At 58.7% G+C, this 24107-nt stretch carries 12 protein-coding genes, 3 pseudogenes and 1 riboswitch; of the genes and pseudogenes, 7 read left to right on the forward strand and 8 right to left on the reverse strand.

The window, feature by feature from the left end:
* From EOA36_RS04145 to EOA36_RS38890, 3 genes and pseudogenes are all read right to left on the reverse strand, one after another.
* Positions 1 to 430: pseudogene (locus EOA36_RS04145) on the reverse strand (phosphomethylpyrimidine synthase ThiC); the annotation flags it as partial.
* Between the two features lie 103 nt (positions 431 to 533).
* A riboswitch (TPP riboswitch) is annotated at positions 534 to 650 on the reverse strand.
* A gap of 121 nt (positions 651 to 771) precedes the next feature.
* Positions 772 to 999, reverse strand: coding sequence for a hypothetical protein (locus tag EOA36_RS04150; protein ID WP_245454713.1), 228 nt, complete (start codon positions 997 to 999; stop codon positions 772 to 774).
* 662 nt (positions 1000 to 1661) lie between these two features.
* Positions 1662 to 2123 carry a hypothetical protein gene (locus EOA36_RS38890; protein WP_306283303.1) on the reverse strand — a complete coding sequence of 154 codons (462 nt, stop codon included), beginning with the start codon at positions 2121 to 2123 and terminating at the stop codon, positions 1662 to 1664.
* Between the two features lie 898 nt (positions 2124 to 3021).
* Here EOA36_RS38890 and EOA36_RS38010 point away from each other — a divergent pair.
* The 3 genes and pseudogenes from EOA36_RS38010 (at position 3022) to EOA36_RS04170 (ending at position 5110) form a co-directional block, all read left to right on the forward strand.
* Positions 3022 to 3544 (forward strand): annotated as a pseudogene (locus tag EOA36_RS38010) (SMC-Scp complex subunit ScpB).
* A gap of 533 nt (positions 3545 to 4077) precedes the next feature.
* Positions 4078 to 4728 (forward strand): DUF433 domain-containing protein, encoded by a 651-nt coding sequence (locus EOA36_RS04165; RefSeq protein ID WP_126057624.1) that lies wholly within the window; start codon positions 4078 to 4080, stop codon positions 4726 to 4728.
* A 4-nt stretch (positions 4729 to 4732) separates the two neighbouring features.
* Complete coding sequence (locus EOA36_RS04170) at positions 4733 to 5110, forward strand: DUF5615 family PIN-like protein (protein ID WP_126057625.1); 378 nt, start codon at positions 4733 to 4735, stop codon at positions 5108 to 5110.
* 21 nt (positions 5111 to 5131) lie between these two features.
* Here EOA36_RS04170 and EOA36_RS04175 read toward each other — a convergent pair whose 3' ends face one another.
* Genes EOA36_RS04175 through EOA36_RS04185 form a run of 3 tightly spaced genes read right to left on the reverse strand, consistent with a single transcriptional unit; the run spans position 5132 to position 14863 of the window.
* Positions 5132 to 7765 (reverse strand): ATP-binding protein, encoded by a 2634-nt coding sequence (locus EOA36_RS04175; protein ID WP_126063810.1) that lies wholly within the window; start codon positions 7763 to 7765, stop codon positions 5132 to 5134.
* On the reverse strand, positions 7762 to 8886 hold the full coding sequence (locus EOA36_RS04180) for a DNA repair exonuclease (RefSeq protein ID WP_126057626.1): 1125 nt from the start codon (positions 8884 to 8886) through the stop codon (positions 7762 to 7764). The genes EOA36_RS04175 and EOA36_RS04180 overlap by 4 nt, the downstream gene beginning before the upstream one ends.
* A gap of 13 nt (positions 8887 to 8899) precedes the next feature.
* Complete coding sequence (locus EOA36_RS04185) at positions 8900 to 14863, reverse strand: DUF3320 domain-containing protein (RefSeq protein ID WP_126057627.1); 5964 nt, start codon at positions 14861 to 14863, stop codon at positions 8900 to 8902.
* A 671-nt stretch (positions 14864 to 15534) separates the two neighbouring features.
* On the opposite strand from EOA36_RS04185, the gene EOA36_RS04190 reads away from it, so the two are divergent.
* The gene (locus EOA36_RS04190) at positions 15535 to 18219 is read left to right on the forward strand and encodes an AAA family ATPase (RefSeq protein WP_126063811.1); all 2685 of its coding nucleotides are present in this window, start codon (positions 15535 to 15537) and stop codon (positions 18217 to 18219) included.
* A 21-nt stretch (positions 18220 to 18240) separates the two neighbouring features.
* Here the strand turns inward: EOA36_RS04190 and EOA36_RS04195 are convergent, their stop codons facing one another.
* On the reverse strand, positions 18241 to 18525 hold the full coding sequence (locus EOA36_RS04195) for a hypothetical protein (protein WP_210212400.1): 285 nt from the start codon (positions 18523 to 18525) through the stop codon (positions 18241 to 18243).
* 104 nt (positions 18526 to 18629) lie between these two features.
* On the opposite strand from EOA36_RS04195, the gene EOA36_RS04200 reads away from it, so the two are divergent.
* From EOA36_RS04200 to EOA36_RS04210, 3 genes are read left to right on the forward strand one after another with little or no spacing between them, the layout of a single operon-like run.
* Positions 18630 to 20087, forward strand: a complete 1458-nt coding sequence (locus EOA36_RS04200; RefSeq protein ID WP_126057628.1) for a metallophosphoesterase — start codon at positions 18630 to 18632, stop codon at positions 20085 to 20087.
* 2 nt (positions 20088 to 20089) lie between these two features.
* Positions 20090 to 22156 (forward strand): hypothetical protein, encoded by a 2067-nt coding sequence (locus EOA36_RS04205; protein WP_126057629.1) that lies wholly within the window; start codon positions 20090 to 20092, stop codon positions 22154 to 22156.
* Positions 22153 to 23208, forward strand: a complete 1056-nt coding sequence (locus tag EOA36_RS04210) for a hypothetical protein (RefSeq protein WP_126057630.1) — start codon at positions 22153 to 22155, stop codon at positions 23206 to 23208. Before EOA36_RS04205 ends, EOA36_RS04210 begins: the two co-directional genes overlap by 4 nt.
* A 606-nt stretch (positions 23209 to 23814) precedes the next feature.
* Here EOA36_RS04210 and EOA36_RS04215 read toward each other — a convergent pair.
* Positions 23815 to 24107 (reverse strand): annotated as a pseudogene (locus EOA36_RS04215) (SAM-dependent methyltransferase); the annotation flags it as partial.

Genomic DNA, 24107 nt, shown 5'->3' on the forward strand with positions numbered 1-24107 from the left:
GGATGGCTACGAACTCCATTTCTGGCGTGATGATGCCGGCGCGCGCATAGGCAAGTTGGGTCACCGCCTTGCCCTGCTTGGCCTTGAGCGGCCGATTGCGTATCGGAAATTCCGGTGTCAGGCGCTCGCCGGTGGCGAATCCATTGTCTTCCGGCCGGACGTGGCGGCCGTCATAGGCTTCGACATCGCAACGCGCCGTGACCCATTCGTGGCGAAGCCGGGCAAGGCCTTTTTCGATGCTGGTTTGGACTGATGGATCGGTGTAGGGGCCGGACGGATCGTAGACGGTGACGGGCGGTTCGCCGGCCGTCGGATGGACGGAAATCTCGCGCATCGGCACCCTGATCTGCGGGTAGAGGACGCCGGGCTTGTGGATTTTCCGCGAGGCGGGCAGTGGTCCCGTCGACACGGCGGGGGTGAGGGCATTCATCGTGAGGCTCCTTTGCTCATGCATTGGAGACCCAGTTCTGTGCCGGAAGGATGAAAAGACGCTTCTGTAGACCTGCTGCAGCAGGACCTCGGGCGTAAACTCCCGCAAAGCGCTTGCACCGTCCCTACGCCAGTATGAACTGGATCAGGTTCAACGGGTCACTGCGCCGCGAAAGCCAGCAGTATCTCAGCCCCTTACCGGGACTCCCCTGGTGAATGCCTCAAGTTGAATGGGCCGGTGCTGCTTTGTCAAGCGCCTTCGGGCGCCTTCGGGCGCCTTCGGCCGGTGGCGACGTCCGGCGGCCGGCCGAGCGGAGAGCTCGCGCATGCATCGGGGACAAGTCACGCCCCGTAGACCAGGGCTGGAATGGCCAAAGTCTCATTCGCTTCGTGAAGGATGGAAAAACTGTATCGGCCATGTGCGTCGAGATCGACCGAGTAGCTCAGGCGGTCACGGATGTGGTTATCCTGGTCGAAGGCGACGATTTGCGGCTTCAGCGAGGTGATTTGCACCACGTCCAGGTAGATGGAGTTGCAGATATGATCTGGTCGTCGGGCTGGCAGGTGCAAGCGGCCGCTCTATTCAGGATGCGGCATCGGCGGCGTTCCCGATACCAATGATATCTTGCGGGCAACTTATGCAATCACCGGCTTCGTAAAACCCGACGGCGGCGGCCGTGTCCTGGCGCTGAGGATGTGCCGCTGTTCCAGCAGAGAAATCGCGTGGGCGCGGAGTTTTCGCTCTGCGAGGAAGAGTTGACGCAATCGTTTAGCTTGCTTGCAGTTCGTAGAGACCCGCCTTTGAAAGCAACTAAGCTATTGCATTGATATGTTGGTGCGCGATCGATCGCTACATAGCCGGCCGCCATTATCCGAGTATTGATCCGCCGGTGTTCGTGTTGCCGTATATGGCAATCCCTGCGAGATCGTCGCGGCCGGATCGGCCGCACCCTCTAGTCATAAAAGGGGAAGCGACCGAGAATTCCGCTGCCGAAAACTTCTCTGGCTTGGCTATGCATGCGGTAGATGAGATCGCCGCCTACCGCGACCTGGTCGAGGAAGGCATCGACGCCCAGTTCGGACAGCCTGGTTATCGCAATGCGTTAGCGGCTCAGACTTGCGGTCTCGAGAGCGGCCTTTGGGGGTCACCTCTTTTTTGTTTCAGAGGTTGGAAGACGGCTGCTCGTTACCCAATAGAAATGGCGACTACGGAACGCGATCGATCGCGGCCATCAGGAAACACCTGTCTTCGGCTCAACCTCGACATGGCGTCCGATCGACCGCAGATATACAGCTATCTCGTCCATGAGATGATCGCGTTCGCCGTAGATCTCAGCAATCCTGCGCAGCTGTGGCTCGACGGACCTCCGTTGCGCCGGCGTCAAATCAGCATCGCCAAAGACATATCCCAAGTTGCCAATCGCGCAAATGTTGCAGCCGGCCTCCACAACTGCTTGCACGAATGCCGGAATGTCTTTTTCTTGCATAGTCTTCATGTCGAACCTCTCGTGAATGGCGTGCTTGCGCGCCCATGCTGCCTTTTCAGCGTGTCCTCTGGGCGGCGCAAGCCTTGAGCGTAATTGTGCCGGGCAACCTCGACTATCCCGTCTGCCACGCTCTTTAGAGTCGGTGGGGTCTGGTGATTGCAGGCTGGGCCACTCAAAAGCCTGCAAGAAGAAAGTCATGGCGACCATTGCTCAAGATCGCGAGGGTGCGTGCAAGACCTTCCGTTGGCAGTCATGCACGCTCACCCAGCAACTGGGTATTGAGCAACTGGGTCTCACGTCGCGGGTCTCGTGTGCTTCACAGCCGAAAATAAGGTACCACCGTGGCTATTCTCAAGTGCAGGCTACCTCTTCAGGACACGGCGGAGTGCCTTCCGACGCACCCCTGGTGCAACGTGCGACCTAACGAGACACATCTCGTTCGCGTTCCCTCGACCTTTCTTCGTATTGCTGCTTGCCCTGCGATTTCAGGCCCTCTGCTAGCTTCTCGGCCGCTCTTTGGCCTGCAATGTCACTATTCAAGATCATATCCGACATCCCTGGATGGTCATAACCGTAATGCGCATGCAGTTTCCCTCACGAGCAGCGCCTATCCGTCGATTAGTTCGTCTTCCGGAACCCGAAGCCCTTTTTATCCGGCGTACCTATCCACCATTCAACCGGTATACCTTTCCCAACTTTGGCGGACCATTTACCTCAGGCATGATCATCTCGCGTGACATTTTTTTTTGGCGCCATCATCGCACGTGGCATTTTCTAAAAACCAAGACGTGTCAATTTGTAAAATCAAGGATGCGGCCGCGCCCGTTGCGAGGATTTGCAGGTAGCTCTTCAGCCCCAACACGATGTGTGAGGCGGCGGTGGAAAAGGCAACCGACGGCGTCGACGCGTCCTTTGATGATCGCAAGCGATATGCTTCGTCGCGAGCCCAGATTGCGGTCTCGGGCACAAGGCGAGATCACAGTTCTGCGATCTGTGGTAACGCGAGCCCGCAAAGCGCCGCTGCGGCCACCGCTTTTGGAATCTGGACGAGATTCGTCGTCGTCTGAGATCAGTTGATCGAGCAGTTCGCGCGCGCGGGACGCGCTTGCGGTGCAGTCTCTCCCGCGAGCTCGCCCGTGACCTTCTCATCGACGACATCCGAGAGCTGCGCGGACGGCCCTATGACCTCGTCGCTGTCGCCGGCGGCTGGAAGCACCTGACACGGCCGGCCTATGCCGATGCCATCCGCGCCTGCGGAAGCAGCGGGCGTGCCGTGGACCTGACGTGGTCGGACGTGCTGATGCTGATGTGCATCGGCACTTCCAGCCGATTACCCGCGCCGAATTGTCGTCGGTTTTCGGGAAGTAATCAGTCGCGACCTGATCGGCCATCTGCGGCACCGGCCTGATCGCGTCGAACCCGCGCAGTCCGACGCCCGGCGCTCCCTACACCTATGTGACGACAAAAGCGTCCTGCTCGAGTTCGGCCTCGACACGCTTCGCGATCTCCCGGACTGCGAGGCGCTCGAGGATGCCGGGCTGCTGAGCAGAGATGAGCTGCTTGCTGGTGAAATTATGCCAGAGTTGGCTAGTGGCCATGAGGATGCGGGTTTGGATACGGAGGAATAGCTTGGCGCTGCAGACGCTGTGGCCACCGGGCTTGCGAGTGCTTCCAGCTTTCCATAGCGAATCTAGCGCGCCCAAGGGCGTCCGAAATTTGTAGGCAAATTTCGGACATGGACACGGTCAGCGACGTCAAGCAGGCAGCGGTATGCGGCCTCTGCACCGCTGTCGCCCAAAAATTCGTGGCCATGGGCAAGCCCCACTTGAGACCCCCAGAGAGAACGCTCGTGAGCGATGGAAACGGTTTTGGTCCAAAGCTTGATACAGATGGCCTGCAGATGGGTGTAGGGTTTCAAAGCGCTCGAAGACGCGCCTTCGCAGAGTTAAAAGTCCGCGACGAACTCGTGTGTCGTTTGTCGCCAACTGCAAATTCGATAGTTAGCGCAATTATACTGCGCCGAGTCTGCCATCTCGAGCCCCAAGGGTTTGTGAGGCCTCTCGGCTCACCACCGCCTTTGCTAACCGCCGTGATTCCAAAGACGCGTGCCTTTACGGAGGGGGTCAAACGGCCTATATTATTCTTTATAAGGAGAAGAATAATGGGCACACTTGCTCGCATCTACACCCCCGCAGAGGCAGCCGCCGTCAGCGGGATAGGAATCAAGGCCGTGCACAATGCGATCGACAAACGCATTGTCGATACTGTGCCAAGCACTGCTCGGCGCATCGGTGGGGTCGTCCGACGGGCATTGACCGGCGAGGATTTGCTGCGGCTCAAGCTTTGGTATGGCGTGGGTGCGACATTGCCCGCTGATCGTCGCTACCGCCTGTTCGAGGAAATCAAAGCTGCCCCAAGGGCCAAGACCGTAAGGGCCGACGACCTGCTGATCGTCGACGTCGCCGAGGCACGTAAACAGCTCAAAGCGCGCATCGTGGATCTTGATGAAGCGGAGGCCGCCATCGGCCGCGTTAAAGGGGTGATGGGCGGAGAGCCTGTCTTCAAAGGAACCCGCATCCCTGTTCGTATGATCACGACGATGCTAGCGCAGGGCGCAGATGAAGCGGAGGTTCTGGAGGGATATCCGAAGCTAACGCCGCGCGTGATTGAGCTCGCCAGAATGTGGGTCGCCGCGCACCCGGTTCGTGGGCGGCCTAAGAAGCTGGTCGAGCAGGGCGTGAAAATAAAGTCGTCGAAGCGCGTGGTTTTGAAGGGCGACCCAGGTCCGTCGGCCAGGTCGAGACGCGTGTGACCTCGTGAGGTTTCTGATCGATGAGTGCCTGCACACGTCTCTGGTTGCGGTAGCCCAAGAACGCGGACATGAAGCAAACCACGTCAACTGGCTTGGGCTAAGCGGCGAAACCGACTGGGACCTCATGCCGCTCATTATCGATGAGGATTTCACCTTCGTCACCAACAATGCTAAGGACTTCAGGAAGCTCTATGCCAAAGAACCGGTTCACGCCGGCCTGATTATCGTCGTCCCTCAGGTCGGGCCTGAAAAACAGAGAGAGCTCTTCGATGCTCTCCTCGAGGATCTTGGCCCAGAGGAATTCCTGATTAATGAAGTTATCGAAATCGAGATCGAAAACGGCATTGCAATCGTAACACGATACGATCTGCCGTCGCCCTAGCTGAGGCTGCGCGATCTCCGCTTATGACCGACCCGGTTGCCAGTCGCTCATCTGCAAAATGTTACCGCCGAGTTTTGCAAACGCGCGTTGGCGGCAGGAGAAAACGAGAATCTGCTGATCGTGTGATTGACGATGCAAAGCGTCGAACATGCGCTCGATGCGGTCGTCATCGGAATAAACCAAAGCGTCATCCAGGATAACCGGTGTGGGTCGGCCGTCGCGGGCAAGCAAACGGGCGAAGGCCAGACGTGTCAGAACCGAAAGCTGTTCTCGCATGCCGCCACTCAACCTATCGACATCCTCATCCTGACCATTGCGGCGAACGGTCTGTGGCAACAGTGTGTTCTCGTCGAACACTATGGAGATGTCATCGAATAGCAATCCAAGCAGCGGTCGCAGCTCGGACATGACCGGCTTCAGATAAAGATCGCGTGCCGTCGAGCGCGCAGCGACCAGCGTCGTGCGCAGCCGGTCGAGGACGGCTTTTTCGAATTCGAAGCGTCTCGCTCGCTCTCCAGCGATTTCCAATTTTTCTGTGGCCTCGCGCAAAGCTTCTTCCACCGCGTCGTCGGACCGAGTGCGAATATGGCCATTGAGATCGGCCAGGGTTACACGCAACTGACTTGCTTCCTGTGTGGCGGCATCCTGAACCGAACGGGCGCGGCGCAGAACGGCTTCAGCGCTGGTGAGATCGCGAGCGCCGTCGCGCAGGGGAGCAGCGCGCATTTCGGCCGCTTCGCGCAGCTTTTGTCGTGCGGTGGCCTCGGTGAGCAGCAAGCGCCCCTTTTCCTCGCGCGCTGCATCGGGTCCCAATATGACCTCGAGGCTGGTCAGTTCCGCCTGGATGGTGACATAAGCCGTCTCCGCAGCCATGACAGCCTCGTCGGCATGGCTGCGCAAAGGCAAGGCCTCGCGCACGCTGTTGCGTGTTGTCGCCACACGCTGCTCGGCTGCGGCATGATGTTGCCGGATCTGTTCTGGATCGACTTTGAGTTCGAGGTCCCCGGCCCCGAGGGCACTCAGACGAGCAAGCTCCTCGTGTAATTGCTGTATCCCCTTGGGCGCGAGATCGGCAAGTCGCTGACGCGCCAAGCCCAGTTCGGTAGCTTTGTCGCGCGCTTCCACTAGGCGCTGGCGTGCCGTCCTGAGGCTATCGACACCGAGGGACGCAAGCAGGCTGCGGTGCTTCGCTTCGGCGTCTTCGATGGTCCGGTCGGCCTGCTGCGGCCGATTCGATCGCAGGGTCAAGGCTCCGATGCCGGCAATATCCAGGCGTACGGTGCCAGCAAAGCTTTGGTCTTCTGCATGGGGCAAGGGCTTGGCATCGATGGTCACCAAATCGGCGGCGCCGTCCCGGTATTCCATGCATAGCGTCGGCAGGGTTGCCAGGTGAGCTGCACGAAGGCTGGCGATCTCGATTTCGAGCGCCTGGAGTTGCTCGACAGCTTGTTCCGGCACCGCCAGCATCGCCAGTGCTGCCTCTCCATCTTCGATCTGGGTTCTGGCGACTTCGGCTTGTTTCAACCGGTTGTCCGAGCCGGCCAGTTGTTCGGCAGCGTCACGCGCCAAAAGAGTCGCATCCAGCCGCGCGAGCAATTCGCGTGCTTCGCGCTCTTCCAGTTCGGCTGCTTGAACTTCGCCCATCGCTTGTTCGTTTTCGGCAATGGCAGAAGCGCGCCGATCGAGAACCTCACTGCGGCGAAGCTGCGCAATCGTCGACTGCTGGCGCAAATCCGTGGCTCGTTTGAGCGCGGTCCGAAAACTATCGAGGGCCTGCTGCGCCGCGTCGTGGTGAATTGCGGCAAGGGCAGCTTCCGCCTCGGCGGCTTTCAAGGCTTCGCTGTGCGATTTGGCGGCCTCGACTGCGGCTTCCGCGGCCGAGATGGCTTCCCGCCGAGTGGCGCCTTCTTCGGGGTTTTCAAGCTCAGACAGACGCGCCAACGCCATGCGCCGCTTGTCGAGCGAATCGCGCAGACCGGTGACTTCGGCGCTGAGACGCTGCTCGTCTTTCACCAGCTTGTCACGCTCGTCGAGCGCTGCCGCATAGAGACCGCCGCTCTTGGGACGCAGCGTTGACGTAACCAGGCTATAGAGTTCTTCTTCACATGCCGCGGCGATTTCGGCCATGCGTCGCCCGCCGGTCAGGGCTTCAACTTCCCCCTGAACCGAGGACAGTAGGCTTTCGCGCACGCGTTTTTCGCCGTCCTCCTCGCTTTTGCTGCGCCTTTCGATGCCGGTGACCCCTTGGCGAACCCAGAGCAATCCTGCCGGTCCTGCGCTTCCGCCATGGATTAGTTTGCCGATAAAGGCTTCGGCCTCATCGGCTTGAGCCAACAGTCGCCCGCCGTCGAGGTCAATAACGCTGGCCAGCCTGCCGCCATAAAACTGCTTGGCAAGTCGATAGCGTCCTTCTGAAGTGGTGATGTCGGCCTCCACCACCGGATTGCCCCCACTGTAAGGCCGCAACAGTCGCACGCCTTCGGGTGTGCCCGTGTGAGGCTGGAAAAAGAGTGCGTGCAGCGCTTCGAAGAAGGTTGATTTGCCGAACTCATTGACCGCGCAAAGCACGTTGACGCCGTCGCCGATGTTTTCGATGGCGACGCCTTGCCCGGCGAACCGTTTGACGTTGTGGAGCCGAAGGGCCGTAAGTTTCATGATCCCATCGCCTCGCAATAGCTGAACAACCGAACCAGTGCTTCTCGCGATATGTCGCGTTCGACAGCCGACCGGGTTTCGTCGCTGCTTTCATCCAACAGTGCCTGCGCTGCCTCGCGAAGGGCACCAGAGCGGTCGATCCGATCCAAATCGCCACTTTCGCAGTCGGTCGCGAGCCCGTCCCCGTCCAGTTCCAGATAGGCGAAGTCGGGCGCGGCTACCGCGATCGCCGCTTGAAGGATCGTTCGCCCACTTAACCGCACCCGGCCAGACGCGGCAATTCGCAGCAAAGTCTGACGCCGCAGATGAGCCGGTGGAAGCAACGCTTCAAATGCCGCGGCGCTGTCGTCGCCAGACAGCAGATGCAGGGGAGCGGTTTTCCAGGAAAAGCTAGCTGTTTCAACGGCCACGATCTCGGGCACGGCGCCAGGCCCGGCAATGGAAACGACAAGGGCCTGACCGGGTGTATCATGCTTGAAACGGTCAGGTTCGGGCGCACCGCTATAACGGCTGCGCTCATTGATGGTGACGGGTCCGTGCCAGTCGCCAAGTGCCAGATAATCGAGGCCGGCCTTAGTCGCGCGATCTGGTGCAATGACATCGGACGCTGCTGAATCTTCGGAAAAGTTCTGAATAGCGCCATGAGCAAGGCCGAGCCGGATGGCGCCTTGCGGCGTCGCGGCGCTGTTCATCCACTCGGTAAGGTCGCGACCGGGTCTGCGGGTGGTGCAAGGTGCAGGCAGCAGCGCCACGTCCGCGCCAATGGTCAGGGTTTCGGGCCGCGTCGCCAGCAGGACATTGTCCGGCACAACGCTGTCCGCTGCACTCCACAATTGATCAGCCAACAGGGAATCATGGTTGCCAGGCAGCAATATCCAGCGCAGAGGCGCGCTCTGGCTCATCTCGGCCATGGCCTGCCGCAACATCGCTGGAGTGGGCGTTTCGGTATCGAACGTATCGCCGGCCAGAAGTATGGTGGATGCACCATGGACGCGTGCCTGCTCTGCCAGCCGGCTGATCGCGCCATGGCGCGCTTCACGGAGCCGCCCGCGCAGATCCTCTGGCATGTTGCCGAACCGCTTGCCGATATGAAGATCGGAGCTGTGGATGAATCGAAACATGGAGTCTCCGAGACTATGTCGATGCCAGGTTGCGCTGGGCGCGATCGATGGCTTCATCCAGCCGGGAGCGTGAAATCGCCGCAAGTCGCTCGACACCGAGCAGACGTGCAAGGTCGAGAGCGGGGTCGGACTGTTCCAGAATGTCCTCGTTCGCAACGACGACAGCGGCCAGCTCGGCGATTGGAATGTCGGCAATGGACCGGCGGGCATCGGCATCGAACGGCATGCGATAATCAAGCAGGTCGACCACCGTCCCTCTCTTCCATAGGAAGCTGCCGCTGGATTCTTCAGTTCTATCGAACTCGCGCAGATGCAGGTCGATCCGCTCCCGAATCTTGTTGCCCGTTCTGAGCCAGCCATGCGCCCGTGCGATGCGCTGCGCAAGGACGTCATCTCGCAGAGGTCCTTCCTGCTCGATCACCGCGTCGACCATGGACCGCAGCGTGCCTCGGTAGACGAAGTCATAAAACTGATCCGGGCTGGTGGAAAATCCGGTTAGATCAGTCAGGCGATAACGGCCGCCCGTCGGTACGGTATCATGCGTCGAATGCGCGGCCGCAGGCAAAATTCCTGCAGATGCCGATGGGCGCTCTCCCGTCGCGAGGGGAGCGGCGACAAGTTCTGGCTCTGATTTTATCGACGGATGTTCCGGTTCGCCGGCCGATGCTAGGTCTTCGGCTGGCAATGGGTCCATGGGGTCGACCTTATGTCCCATGTCCCAATGGATCGCGGCTTCACTTTCCTGTTGTTCAGCCTGTTTGCGACGGCTTTCCTCGAGCAGCGCGGCCAGGCTGGCATGAAGCCTCTCGGTGCAACCTTCGAGATCAAACCACCAATCGGTTGACCATACCCGGACAATGTTCCACCCGAGGCCGCGCAGGACCTGCTCGCGGACCTTGTCTCGATCTCGCGCCGTGGCAGAACTGTGATAGGTCGCGCCGTCGCATTCGACCCCAGCCAGATAGGCGCCGGCGAGATCGGGATGCCGGATCCCTATATCCACTCGAAAGCCCGAAATGCCGACTTGAGGAACGATGGTCCATCCGCGCTTCTCAAGCTCGGCAGCGACGGCCTCCTCGAAAGGGGATTCCAGGGCTCCGACCGATCCGCGTTCCTGCGCTGGCAATGCCACAGCGCCGCGTTCGGCAAAATCGAGAAAGGCTTTGAGATGCTGTACGCCGATCGCTTTGGTTCGGTTGGGGTCGATCTGGTCGGCGGCAAAACCTGAAAATACGATCAGTTCCTGCCGCGCACGCGTCACCGCGACATTCAGCCGGCGTTCGCCGCCGTCCCGATTCAGCGCGCCGAAATCCATGCTGCGCTTGCCGGCATTATCTTGCGAAAAGGTGATCGAAAACAGGATTATGTCACGCTCGTCCCCTTGGACATTTTCCAGATTCTTGACGATGGCGGGCTCAATACGCTCGTCGGCAAAGAACCATTCAAGCTCCGGCTCTGTCTGGCGTGCCTTGTCGAAAAGGTCGAGGATGAGCGACTGCTGTTGCGCGTTGAAAGTGATGACTCCGAGCGTGGGTCGGTCCTTTTCCGGTAGGGCCAGCCAACGCCGCATCCTGCTGACCGCCTCGTCGGTTACCGCTTGGGCTTCGATTCGATTGGTGCGGCTTTTGCCACGGTCATAGATGCCGGTCGTGATTTTTCGCAGCTGAACTGCCCGATCTTCCACCGTTGGCGAAGGGAATGTGATGAGCCGGTTCTGATAGTAGTGATGGTTGGAAAAGGCGATCAGCGACTCATTGCGGCTACGATAATGCCAGCGCAGGTCACGTACCGGGATGCCGGCCGCTTTGGCTTCGTCGAGAATGCTCTCAAGATCCTTTTCGTGTTCGACGACTTCCTCGTCCTCCTCGTTGCGGCCAAAGAAATTGGTGGGCGGCAACTGCTTGGGATCGCCTACGATTATGGTTTGATGGGCTCGCGCGATGGCACCGACGGCGTCCCAGGTGGTGATCTGCGATGCTTCGTCGAAAATCACCACGTCGAACAGGGCTTGGTCGGGCGGTAGATATTGAGCGATTGAAAGAGGGGACATCAGCATGCACGGCGCGAGCTTGGCAAAGCTCGTCGGCATCGCGCCAATCATCTCGCGGATTGACCGGCTGGGCCGCTGCAATTCCATCTGATGGCGCAACAGGCCCAACTCGGAATTGCGCGGGACGCCTTGCACAGCCGGCAAACCATGAGCGATGGCACTGATGACGCGAAGGCTTGCTTGAGCGCGGACAAGATCGTCGATTTCCCGGAAATCTTCGATGGCGTGCTCGTGCTGGAAGCGACGGAAATTCCGCAGCACCGGATCGGCATCCAGCGTGGCCGGCAGCCACCAGCGTACATAGGCCAGGCGGAACGCGGATTGAGCTTCAGCTGGTCGCACTAGACCCGCCTCGATATCGTCGACCAACGCTCCCAGATTGTGACTGACAGCCCTGCGACGAATGCCGCACCACGAAGTCCAGTCCCGGAGAAGATGACGGGCGTCGAGCAAGTCTCCCATCGCAGTCGTCAATTCGGTCAGCGGGTTATCATGTTCTGCCCAAGAAGGCGTCTTTCCAGCAGGGATCGCAAATTGGGTCTTGGCAGCCTCGAATGCTGCAGAAGCCGCAAGGAAGCGGGCTGCCCCATAGCGCATCGTGCTATCTGCTGCACCGCTTCGCAGGCTCGGGGCGGTTGCTTGCAGGAGCGCTTTGAAATCCTCCGTGCCGAGGCCGGGCAGGCGTAGCGTCTGTCGAAGCCTTTCGGCCATCGAGAGTATCTGATCGATACGGTGGGTGTCGGTATCAAGTGCGGCAAATCCGATCGGCTTCCCAGATAGGATGTTGGCTTCGACAGTGGCCCGGCGGTCCTGCATCAGGCGCAACAGCAGCAAGTCGTGCTGAGGATCGGCTACCCCCTCTGTGACATAGCCTTGAAGCAGCTTCTGGACTTTGCGTTTGCCCAACTGACTGTTTGGCCAGAATGCAGAAGCGGCCTGCTGCCATTGCTGCTCTATGTCCTCCACCCGTATGCGCGCAACGGCAGCCTCGTCATAGCGGGCCGACAGGTCCTTGCGAGACTTGCGATAGTCTCCGATTGCCTCATTGAGAGTGGCGAGGGCTCCCCGCAACTGGGCGAAATCTCGATCAAAGACAATGCTGACGTCATAGCCGGCACTGTCCTGGAGTGCCGCTGCTAGTTTTCGCAGCGCTTCGAGCTCCGCTTTTGACGCGTCGCCTTTGGCGCGCAGGCCGATGCTCACCAGGAAGGCGTCGAGTGCGGTCGCTAGAACCTCGGACGCATTCTTGAGGGTCTTTGCCCCTTCGAGCAAATTGTCCTGCCAGCCTGACGTCCACTCGGTGACATCTATAAGACGCAAGACCGACCGCATCTCCACCGACTGAAATGCGAGACCTGTTTCGGCGGCAATATGCTCCAGCGCCAGCCGGTTTGCCTCGTCATGGGAATCGCGCGATGGCCAGGACAATCTCGGAGCGTGCTGCCGCTTGTTCTTGAGAGCGATGCCGAGCGCCAGATAAGGCGTCAGACCATTGACATGGTGCCGATGCAGCGCTTCGACATAGGCATTCAGTTCGTCGCGACGGACGCGAAGCCGCTCGTTGATCGCAATCCACTCCGCTGCGTCCACGCGCACGCCGCTTTCCCAGCTGATCCTGAGCTGGGTGAGAAAGTTGCGTCGGTCCGCCTTGCTGGAATGGAGTTCGAGACAATGCGCGCCCAGGCCATGTTCGCGCAGGCGGCGATACACCACATCGAGCGCCGCCGTCTTCTCGGCCACAAACAGCACGGTTTTGCCAACTGAAAGACAGTTGGCAATCATGTTGGCAATGGTCTGGCTCTTGCCAGTGCCGGGAGGACCGATGATGACAAAATCGCGACCCTCAGCGGCGGCAAGACTTGCGGCGGTCTGTGAGGAGTCGGCCGGCAGCAGCAAAACCATGTCGGACGGGGCATAGTGCCGGTCGAGTTCGCGCTCGTCGCGGAATGATGCGCCATTGCCCTCGAAAGCTATCTCCGGCGTGTCGATCAGATGGCGCACGACACGGTTTTCGCGCAGCGCATCGGTACGCTCGACCAGATCCTTCCACATGAGAAACTTGGCGAAGGAAAAGGTCGACAGCGCCGTCTCGTCCACCACCTCCATGCCGGGGACGTCGCGCACTGCCTGGCGCATAAGACCGAGCAGCCTCGGCACATCAACGCCGCTTTCGTCCTCGGGCAGCTCACCGGAAAACTGTGGCAGTTTGAGCTCGAAGTCGCGTTCGAGAAACTGCAACAAGGTTGCGTTGAATCGCGGTTCATCTTCATGGAAGCGCAAGGTAAAATGCGATGTTGCGCTGCGGCGCTCGATTTTGACCGGTACGAGCAGCAATGGCGCGCGATAGCTGCGCTCGTCCTCGGCCTTCTTCTTCCAGCGCAGGAAGCCGACCGCCAGGAAGAGCGTATTCGCGCCGCCCTCGGCAAAATCGTTGCGCACTTGCCGGTAAAGATCGATCAGCCGGGATTCCAATTGACGCCCATCGAGCGTCGACGGGAGCTCGTCGCGCAGAAGCGCTTCCGCGGCAAAGCCACGCTGGAGGTCACGTCCGTGCACCTCGCGATAGAGGACAGCATCCCGCTCGCCCAGTGGATTCTGTTCGGGGAGCGAAATCAGCCGGATCGAAGCGCCTGCCATCAGACGGTCCTCGAGGTAGCCGACGTCAGTACAAAGAAACGGAATTGTCTTCTTGGAGTCCGGAAAATTGAGCAGGCGGTTCCGCAGTGTCAAATCGAGGAGCTTTTTCTGCCAGCGGTCGATCCGTCCGGCCGCTGTCGTCGGCTTTACCTCGACGATCTCGACCGGCAGGGCTACCACGGCCGGTGCGGCTGGCAACGGCAACGCGATTTCGGTTGCCGCCTCTGCATCCACGCTGCGGCGCGTCGGTTCGTGCGAAGCAAGCGGTGTGATGCCGCCGCTGCGCGAGCGGCGTATATCGATGGCTGCGACAAAGGTGGCTACCTGCGTTTCGTCGAGCCGCTGTTCGATTGCGTGTTGGGCAGCCTCCAACGTCATCGCCGGCCGATGCGTCACGCCTGTCGTCTCAAACACGATGAGTTCGCGCGATGCCAGCGCCTTGCGGACCTCCATGGCATCGGGTTCAATGGCGTTGGCGAGCGTCCTTTGTGTCATCCAGACGCCGACGGCCGCGTGTCCCTGAAACATCAAAACGACGGGATGCAAGCCCGTCGCCTCCAGGGCGGACGCGAATAACAGACTGGTATCGAGACAGGTTGCCAGCTTTTCTGCCGTAATAATTGAGGGACGTCGAATTTTTTGGCCGCGGCTTTCGAAGCTCGCAGGTGGCTCTGCATAATGCAGCGATAGGCCAGCAATGGCCGAATAAATTGCGGCCGCCAGCATGAATGCGCGTTGCGGATTGCCGCTTTGATAGCCATCGAGGCTGGAAGGATGACCATGCGCTGCGAGCAGCTCCGCTGCGGAACGCAGCAGTCCTGCGATCGCCGGGTCGTTCGGCATGACGAATGCGGCGAGCAATTGCGCCATATCGACGACGCCACCCCATTCGTCGCGGGCAAGCAGGCGCACCGCAACGCGCTGCTCGGCCAGCACTGCGCCTCCTGAGGTTAGGCGCAACGTTATCTCCCCGCGCTCAGCCTCGTTGAGACCGGCCAGATAGCCGGCGTCGAGATCGATTTTTCGATCGCTTAAGGGAAGCCGGTCGCCAGCAACGATCCGATCAATTGTCCAGCTTTTGGCGCGCAAAAAAGGGGGGTTCGATGTCAGCTCGAGAGTGCATTTTTCGAAACCCTGCTGGGTCGGGTTGTTGAGCGCGATAGACCGGATCACCGGAATAGCATTTTGGAAGGACGCATATGTAAAGCTGGCGGCGATGTCCGCCACGACTTCTATTACGGGCGCGGCTGATATACCGGCAGCATCGCCAGTCTCCGAACTCGTTTCCATACCCCATCCCCTATTTTCATTTACGATAGAACTTTGCCGCCAGAATTTGAAAGTAAATTCTCGGTATGGTCGCCGCTTATGTCCAGCAGCATAGATTTCTAAAAGTGTTACCGCCCAGATAACGGTCGAAATGGAGACAGGCGATAATCGGTCGTCACGATTGGAGGGGATCCAAAAGTCGCGGAAATCGGAGCGCCGGCGCACGCTGCTGAAACCCAAGACGGGCAGGACGTCATCCGCAAATGTGTGGCGGTCCGGGCGCCATGGACCAAGCGTTGCGCGCCTATCGCGAGCGCTGTCGTGGCGCCTATCGCGGACTCGGACCCAGCCCGACAGTGACGGCGAACCTCGATCGGCCTATCGGTGAGGCGGTCGAATTCCGCCCATAGACTATCGAAAGGCACGCACTTCCAGCTCTATCTCCTCGTACGCGTTGCCGGCTACCTAAATTCGTGCGCGCGGTCCAATGCCTTTGATTGCTGATGTCGTTGTGGAGACGTTTGATCGCTGAAGCATTTGTTTGCTGACCTAGCGGCGCGGGGGGAGGTCATTTATTGGGTACATCTCCAGCACTCTATGTGCGATCGCGAGGAAAATTTGTCCAGACAAGCGAATTCATCGAATCTGGACTAATCAATAAGTATAATGATGGTAAGATTCGGGGGGCAGGAATGGCCGAGGTTGGACTTTTGGAATGGGCGGATAAGCAGCCCGACTGGATTAGGGATGCCTTAAGAAGACACGCCGCGCGGCCGGGCTTCAACCTCGAGCAGGAGGATAAGGCCGGTGTAACAGCTCGGGTCCGCCACGTCGGTGGATTTACCGCTGATCTGCCCGAATGCTCTCCGCTCTCGGCGGAGCATTTGAGGGCCAACAGTTCGAACGAGCCGCGCGCGGTGCTTTGCTCACTCGGCCCCGTCAAGCATTTGAACCGCCTCGCCGAAGAGCAGCAACTGCGTTTCGCCACCGATGGCATCACCATTATCTACGGCGACAATGGAAGCGGAAAGAGCGGCTATTGCCGGATCGCGAAGAAGCTTTGCCGTAGTCTGACGGCGGATGATCTTCTTGGCAACGTGTTCGAGATCGGCACCAAACCGCCAGCCGAAGTGCTTGTCCGGTTTCTCGAAGAGGGTGCTACGGAACCGACCCCCATAACCTGGAAGGACGGAACGCTGCCCCCCGCGTCAATTGCACGGATCTCCGTTTTCGACTCCGCGAACGCTCGCCTCTACGTCGATAAGCAAAACCGTATCGGTTTTCTGCCCGCAGCCATCGCGCTTCTCGAAAGCCATGGACGTCACCGCACCGAGCTCGAAGCCGACTTCCGGGAAGAAATCAAAGCGATCGAAAAGAACCTAAAGACACCATTGCCGAGTGGGTACACAGCTGCCGGCGCGGTCGTAAAGCTGCTGGCTCGTCTCGAAATCAAGTCAAAGGACGTGATGCCTTCCGCAGCCGAAATCAAAAACCTCGCTGCCCTCTCAGAGCAGGACATGGCTGATCTCGCTGGCCTCGAACAGGCTCTGGCAAGCGACCCTTCAACGATGGCGACAAAGCGTCGGCGTGCCAAGGCGGCCTTGGAAAAACTGCTGACTGCATCTGAACAGATCGACGCGGCTCTCTCAGCGGCGGCCCTCGAGATTTATCGCAATCTATATGCAACAGCCGATTCTACAGCGCAGGCTGCACAACTTGCCGCCTCAGGAGCGTTCGCGACTATGCCGTTGAGCGGCGTTGGGCTTTCTCCCTGGCGGTATATGTTCGACCATGCACGAGCCTATTTAGCGAGCGTCACTGGCATCGATCATCAGCACTTGCCAGATCAGGAAGGCGATCGTTGCATGCTCTGCCAGGAGCCGATGACGGCGGACGCCGCGGGGCGGATCCAATCCTTCAATGACTTCGTAACGGGCGCCGCAAATAAGGCGGCGCAAGTCGCATCTATTGCCCATGAAGAGGCCCTGCGCCAAATCAAAGGACTCACCATTGCGACCGGGGAGGCGGTTGAGGCGGCTCTCGGAGAGTTTGGCGATCTGTCCGCCGCACGCAAGGCGATGGTGGCCCTGATCTCGGCATATTATGTCGAGGCAGGTAAAAGGCGTGATGCAATTGTCGTTGCGGCTGCGCTGTCCGAGTACGCTGCGTTCCCGCAACTTGCGGCGCCAGTTGCATCGAAACTCCGAACGGAGGCGGAGGCGCTAGAGGCCGAAGCGCTGACGGACGACAAGGCAGCGGCCGACGACGGGAACCGCGCTACCGATCGAGCTCGTCGCGATACACTCAAGGATCGGAAAAAACTGGGCGACGATCTCACCATCGTTCTCGCGCGCTTGGCGAATCTCGAAGAGCGGCGCAAGCTTCTCTCATGCTGCGATGCTGTCGAAACAGGCTCGGTGTCACGGCAGATGACGTCGCTTCGACGAAGCCTCGTCATGCAGGATCTCGAAAAGCGCGTCGTCGCCGAGATTGAGACTCTGGCGTTAACGCACATCCCGTTCGCAGTTAATGATCGTAGTCAAGATGGGCAGAGCTATTTCGAGGTCGGGCTCAACGCGGCAAAAGCGATCTCAAACAGCAAGGTCTTAAGCGAAGGAGAGCAGCGCGCGCTTGCCCTGGCCTGTTTCTTAGCCGAGGTCGGAGGAGACACATCGCGTCAAGGCATGATCATCGACGACCCCGTGTCATCTCTCGACCATGTTCGGATCAGGCGGGTCGCGGCAAGGCTCGTAAAAGAAGCGGCCACAGGACGTCAGATTATTATTTTCACCCATAATCTTCTGTTCTTCAACGAGGTGGTTGACGCAGCTGCGCAGGCCAATCCGCCGATTCCCCTTGTTCGAAACTACATCAACAAGTCCGAATCTGCCGGTTTTGGCTTGATTAGCGAAACTGACGAGCCGTGGATCGCACAGTCTGTCACGAAGCGCATCGAGACTCTCAAGACGCGCCTGAAGAGCTTCGACGGCGCCACTGATTTCACCACCGATGCTTGGCGAAGGTCAGCGAAGGATTTCTACAGCGATCTTCGGGAAACCTGGGAGAGGCTCGTTGAAGAAATCCTGCTCGGTAAAGTCGTCGAGCGATTTAACAGCGATGTCAAGACACAGAGCCTGAAGGGTGTGGTGGTCGAGGACGAAGACCACAAGCGAATCTATTGGGCCATGAAGCGAGTTTCGGAGCGTTCTGGACATGACATGGCGTCCGCCAAGGCCATTCCAGTTCCAACACCAAACGATATGAAGAGCGATCTTGATGGAATTGACCAATATCGTATCGACACCACCAAACGAAAAAAGGATGCCGAAAAGCGCCGGATTGAATTCGAACAGCCTCCCAAGGCGACTGTACTCTAGCCTAATGACTATTGTCGTGTATTACTGGCCCTCACTGGCTTCATCCTGCTGCGCATGCCGGTGTCCGCCTGCCGCGGGCGAAGCCGACGTGACGAGGAAGTATCGCGAGGGCGCCAAGCCATCAATGGCTGGGCGCTCGCTCTTCATCTTGGATTTCAGCGCCGAGAAGCCTGACCGCTGGTAGTGCTTCGCCTGCACAATGTCGCCGCCGGCAAGGGCATGTCGACCATCCATCGCGTCGTCCGGTCCCTCGGGAAAGGCCTCGAAACGCTTGTCGATCTCGCGACCTACGAGGTCGCGGGCCAAATCCTCAAACTCGTTATGGGACAAACTCGAGAAATCATAAGCCATGCGCCCAGATTGAGTGCCCATTTGGTGGGCAGACAAGCAACCGGGGGCACAATTGCGTCGTGCCTCTCCATTACCAACAAAAAGATAAACGCGCTTTCCAGGCGATGCGGTCGGATGATCGTTTCGCGCTTGGCAAAAGCGAACGGATTAGTCTATGGCTCTCGGCGGGGGGGCGAGTTATGCGACGGGTGCGAATCCTTCAAGTAGGCGATATTCACTATCCGGATTGGCATCCTTCCTCTAGCAACATCGATGCCAAGGATAGCAAGTTCGCTCCGAAAATAACGCAGAAGCTACGCGCGTCTTCGCTGCGTGCCGTCTTGACGAAGCTTCGGCGGCTGACGACTTCGAAGCCCTTGGATTCGATCGCCTTCATGGGGGATTTCACGAGCCGTGGCGACAAGACTTTCATTGCTTCGGCATTCCAGCATTTCACGTTGCTCTGCCGCGCACAGGGGCGCAGTTCAAAGGCGCTTCCGTTGATATTCGTACCGGGAAATCACGATGTGAACCGTGATGACGCGCGCGAACTTGGACCGACTGAGAAATTCAGCGAAATGGCGAGTTTAGCCGCCCGCTTGGGTTGGCAGACCGTTCCCGTGGACCAACCCGTGCACTTCAGACTTCCGACAGGATCCGCAGGCGCAAACTTCATCCTCGTCAACACAGCGATAGGCAGTTGGGAGCTTCAGAACCTTCCCGCGTTCCTTCGTGATCGTCTCGAGGCACTCGGTCCTTCTACAGAACCTGTAGATCTCGGCTCGCCGGACACCTCGGGACATTCGCCCGCGACACCTCCCAGCGATCCAGACAAGGAGGCGTCCGACGACGAGTATTACGGTCAGATGGACACGCCATACATCTCGCGTGAGATGCTTGCAGGCCTACAGGAATTGCTCCAGCAGCCCGACATGCGTTACGGCATCATGATCGGCCATCACAATCTGCTGCCACAAAAGACTCCGCGCATTACGCCATACGCGGAGATGCTCAACAGCGGATTTGTCAGAACTCAGCTGCTGCAGGGCAACAAGCCTATCGTCTACCTGCATGGACACATACATGCCGATCCGGTCGAGATCGTCAACGATCCAAGGTTTCCGGACGGCAAATTGATCTGCATCTCAGCACCAGAGATACAGTCAGGTTTCAATGAGCTCGTCTTCTTCACGACCGATCAGGGAGAGCTCGTCGGCATCCGACTTATACCCTACCGCACCAATGTCGCCGACGGGACGGTCATGGAAGGCGAACATTGCTTCATCTCGACTATGTCCAACGGCAAGGCCTTTCTGAACAACGACACGTTTGACCTGATGCGCCGACTGCGCGACCATGCCACCAGGCGCGGGAATGGGTTACTCTTCTGGGACGAGATCACTGAGATTGCCGCCTCCGCCGAGCTCGGGCTAGATTTGGAAGACTCTCTTCTGATGCTCCAAGCGGCGCGCTTCGTCGAGATAGACGGCCTCACGAAGGCAAACTCGGCTTGGCGCATTAAGGTAAGGGACGAATAGAGATGGAGAATCCGTTCGGCCCCAACAGGATCGAGTACGAAAGTCGCCCGATACTGTGGTTCAGTCAGAAGTCGGCCTTGATTTCTGCCGCCGCCAAGCCGGTCTTCGTCGCAGGGACGAGAGGCAGCGGCAAGACCAGTATTCTTCGCTCGCTTTCCACAGTTCATATCCTCGAAGACAAAAGTCTCGCGGACCAAGTCGGCAAGCTCGGCTGGTATGGCGTCTTCTTCCAGCTCAATGAGACATTTTCGCCCCTAATCGACAACGCGGTTCTGAACCTCATTCCGGAGCGGATACGCTTCGACACGGCCGCCGTGATCCCGCGGCAATTCGTAATCTTCTCTCACTATCTGGAGCTGAAGATAGTCGAACGCCTGCTCGAGAGCATCAGCCAGCTCAGACGCGACAGCCACTTGAAATACCGGGCCTCTGAAGATAGGGACGTCGCCTTGGCACTGCATCGCGAAGTGCTGCACTTCATACCCCAACCTGCCCGTCTCGACTTCTTCAGCATAGATGAGCTGCGGGGTGGGATAACCCGGTACGTCGACGAATGCTTCAACGCGTTCTTCTTTGCCGCCGATGAGGGAGCGACCGGCTTCAGAGCGACAGACCCTGGCGCGATCATTAACAAGGTCGCGACCGCGATCACCCCACTTTTAAATGGCCCATCTTTCGCCGGTGACAGGGCGCCCTTCTTCAAGATCCTGATTGACGACTGTGAGGCACTGACACCGCTCCAACAGCAGTTCCTGAACACCTTGGTGAGGAAGACGCGCGGCAATGTGAAATGGGTCCTCGCCTACATCGGCGGCCTTTACGACACGATCCGGACGATCATACCCGGCCAGTCGCTCTCGAATGCTGACCGGGACGTCGAGAATCTTGATTCAGTCGATCCGAGGGAGTTCGCCACGCTGTGCGAGAACGTGTCGTCGCTTCGGCTCTACTATGCGCTTCCTGACCATCTGCGGAGTGATCTCAAGCGCAACGATGCGCTCAGCGCGTTTTCGCTCAAAAACCGGCTGGGGCGGCTTTCCGTCAATGACATCATCGAGCGGGTTATCATATCGGGTCATTCCGAGGGCAGAGAAGAGCTTGTGGCACTCGCTGATGCAGCACGTGAATTCCTCTCCGTGAATTTGAGGACGGCGGATCAGCAGCAATTCCTTCTTGATCGAAAAGCGCGCCCTTATGCCGAAGGGCTGGCGCTCGCGCTCATGAACCCGGAAATCAAGCGCCGGCCCATGAGCAAGGCGGATGCTTCAAATCTGAAGAGGTCGATCGCCCGGAAACAGGGATGGGCTTTTCTGAAAGCGTGCCAGATGCTGCGTCTGCATGACTACCCGTACGTAGGGCACCAGATCATCACATCATTGAGCGACGTCTGTATACGCGATTTCCTTGATATAATGGGAGAGATCTTCCGCCGCAGTGTTCCGAGTTCCAGTGATCCACGAAAACTGGTGGAATTCATCAACTCGGATTTACAGATTCATCTCGAACAGCAGAGACAGGCTGTGAACGCCGCCTCTCAACGGAAGCTTGATGGACTTCAGGCGCTTTCACATCCGTACGAAGAAGAGAGCGTGCGCATGGTGCGGGCGTTGGGTTACCTGACCGCTCGCCTCCAGACAGAGTTTGCCGAAGAAAATGCTCTAGGAACGACAGAGAGAGGCATTTTCAGGGTTGATCTAAAGGAAATGCGCTCGCTGGTGAACCGACTGGAGCAACCCAGCGGAAAACTGGACGAGGTCCTGCGTCGGGCGGAAAGGGATGGGTTTATCCGGGAGGTCTCCGCCGCCGGCAACTTTGAGGTGGACCGCGCCGACCCCGCATCGAAGGAGATGCTGATCAGATTGCATCGGCGATTTGCACCTTACTTCGGGTTCTCCTATCGCGGCCCGTACGAAATCAACACAATCCCTGCGGCGCAGATGGTCGACCTGCTTTTTACCAGGCATCGGCTCCCAGAAGACTGGGCCGACTCGGTGTTTAAGGAGCTCGTCGCGCGGCCCGCACTCAAGACCGAATTCCAGCACTCGCTTTTCGAGAGCGATCTCGAATGACCGCTTCAACTGTCGAGTATCGAGTCTTCGGCCATCTGGCCGTCACTGAGAAGGCGAGAGATGCAGGTACCTGCGAAACGATGGAGGCAGATATCGCGATCGTCGCGCTTGGATGGGAAACGCGTTTCGCCGCGTTCGAAAACCATCTTGACCTGAAGGTCGGCAAAATCGTGGTTCTGGACTTTGCTCTGAAGGAAGCGAACGTCCCAGCCGTCGAAGAAAACCGGCGAAAGCTCATCGCTATGGGTACCCGATGGGGCGTCGAAGTGACTGCGATCACCCTCGAGCCTTCCATCGAGTATCAGAAGAACATCAATCTCCTCGATCACCTGCTCACTCAGATGGCCGCTTCATGTGGCTCATACGAAGGAAGCCTGCGGAAGGTTTTCGTCGAGTGCTCGACGATGCCGCGAATCTACATCCAATGGCTGATTGCGGTGGCATTCAAGAAAATGTCGATTCAGTCTCTCGAATTCGGGTACGCCGAAGGTATCTACGGGAACGCGATCGGCAAAGAGGATTTTTCCAGCGGCTTGGACCGATACGTCACCGTCCCTCATCTTCAAGGCAGCGGAGGAATGGGCGAAGAGAAAGTCCTGCTCGTGGGGATCGGAGGAGATGCCGACGTATTCTACGGATTGATCGATATCGTCAGTCCGGAACGGATCTCGCTCCTCGTCCCAAGAAGCGAGAAGAATGCGCATATCGATGCTTTGCTCGATCAACAGGTGGCCAAGGTACGTGAAACCCACCGGCTCGAAGATGGCGAAGTTCGCGACATCCAGGCTTTCGGGCTGATGGCCCACCTCGATGCTTTCGAGACGTATCTCGACGGGTTCGGCTCGCGTGCGGTGGTGAACGTTTTTGTCAGCGGCCCGAAGGTTCAGGCCATCGCTGCTGCCGTGCTCGCCTGCTCCGACAGCCGCGTCCATCTCAAGGCACGAATTCCCACCTCCTATGCCCATCGTGAAGTCTCAGCGAATGGGCGGTATCATATCTATAGGCTGATTGACCTGACATCCCCTGCCTGCAGCCTTCCCGGGACGTTCTGACACGATCTTGCATTCGAGTAGCATCATGGTCCCAGTAGCCGTTCCGCCAAGCCTTCAGCGCATGTTCGTGTCGCCCGATCCGGTCGATGGGGGACTAATTCCCACTTAGAAGCTGCTCTACATCAGATCAGGGGAAATGCAGACTGGCAGAATTCCATAATTAGCGACTCAAAACATATACTCAGGCGAGACTGTTTAGCATAGAAATAGTGAGCGCTCTCCAATATGTTAGGCTCTGTCGCAGTAGCGCAACAAGCTCAGTCTTTGGATGGGTGGTATGAGGATGAGACGACTGAATGTGTACAGGCTCAGTCATTTTATCGAGGCTCTCGTTTTTGTCGTAAGCGCGTTCGGTGCGACGTGGCTTACCAGCTTTGTGAACGCGCCATGGTGGGCATATGTGATTATAGCGGCCATCACTATGGGCATGTTCGTAGCCGTGCGTCGGGTCCTTTCTGAGCCGCAACGTATGGGACTCTTGGCACACAACTCGGCAGCGACCTCTGCGTGAACCCAGGCGCCTTGAAAATGTCCCCGATGCGTCCGGATTTTTGGCGGTGATCTTCAATCAAATGCGATGAGCTGCAATTTCTGGCGACGGCCACGCTAAGGGCGGGCCTCCAGCACCATGTTGAACGGTGTCTCCGCGGCGCGACGCAATCGCTTGAAGCCGCCGCCGGTCACAACCTTGCGCAGCCTCGCCTCACCGGCCTGGGCTCCAAGCGCGAGCCCGACTTCCTGCGACACGGATGCGGGCGTGCACACGAAAGTGGAAGCGGCATAGTAAACGCGGCCGACGGGATTGAGGTTCGCCGCCAGATGATCATGCGCGAACGGCTCGACGATCATCCACGTGCCGTCCGGCTTGAGCGATCCGTGGACATGGGCGACCCGACGGG

The sequence above is a fragment of the Mesorhizobium sp. M8A.F.Ca.ET.021.01.1.1 genome (assembly GCF_003998025.1).
GTDB lineage: Bacteria > Pseudomonadota > Alphaproteobacteria > Rhizobiales > Rhizobiaceae > Mesorhizobium.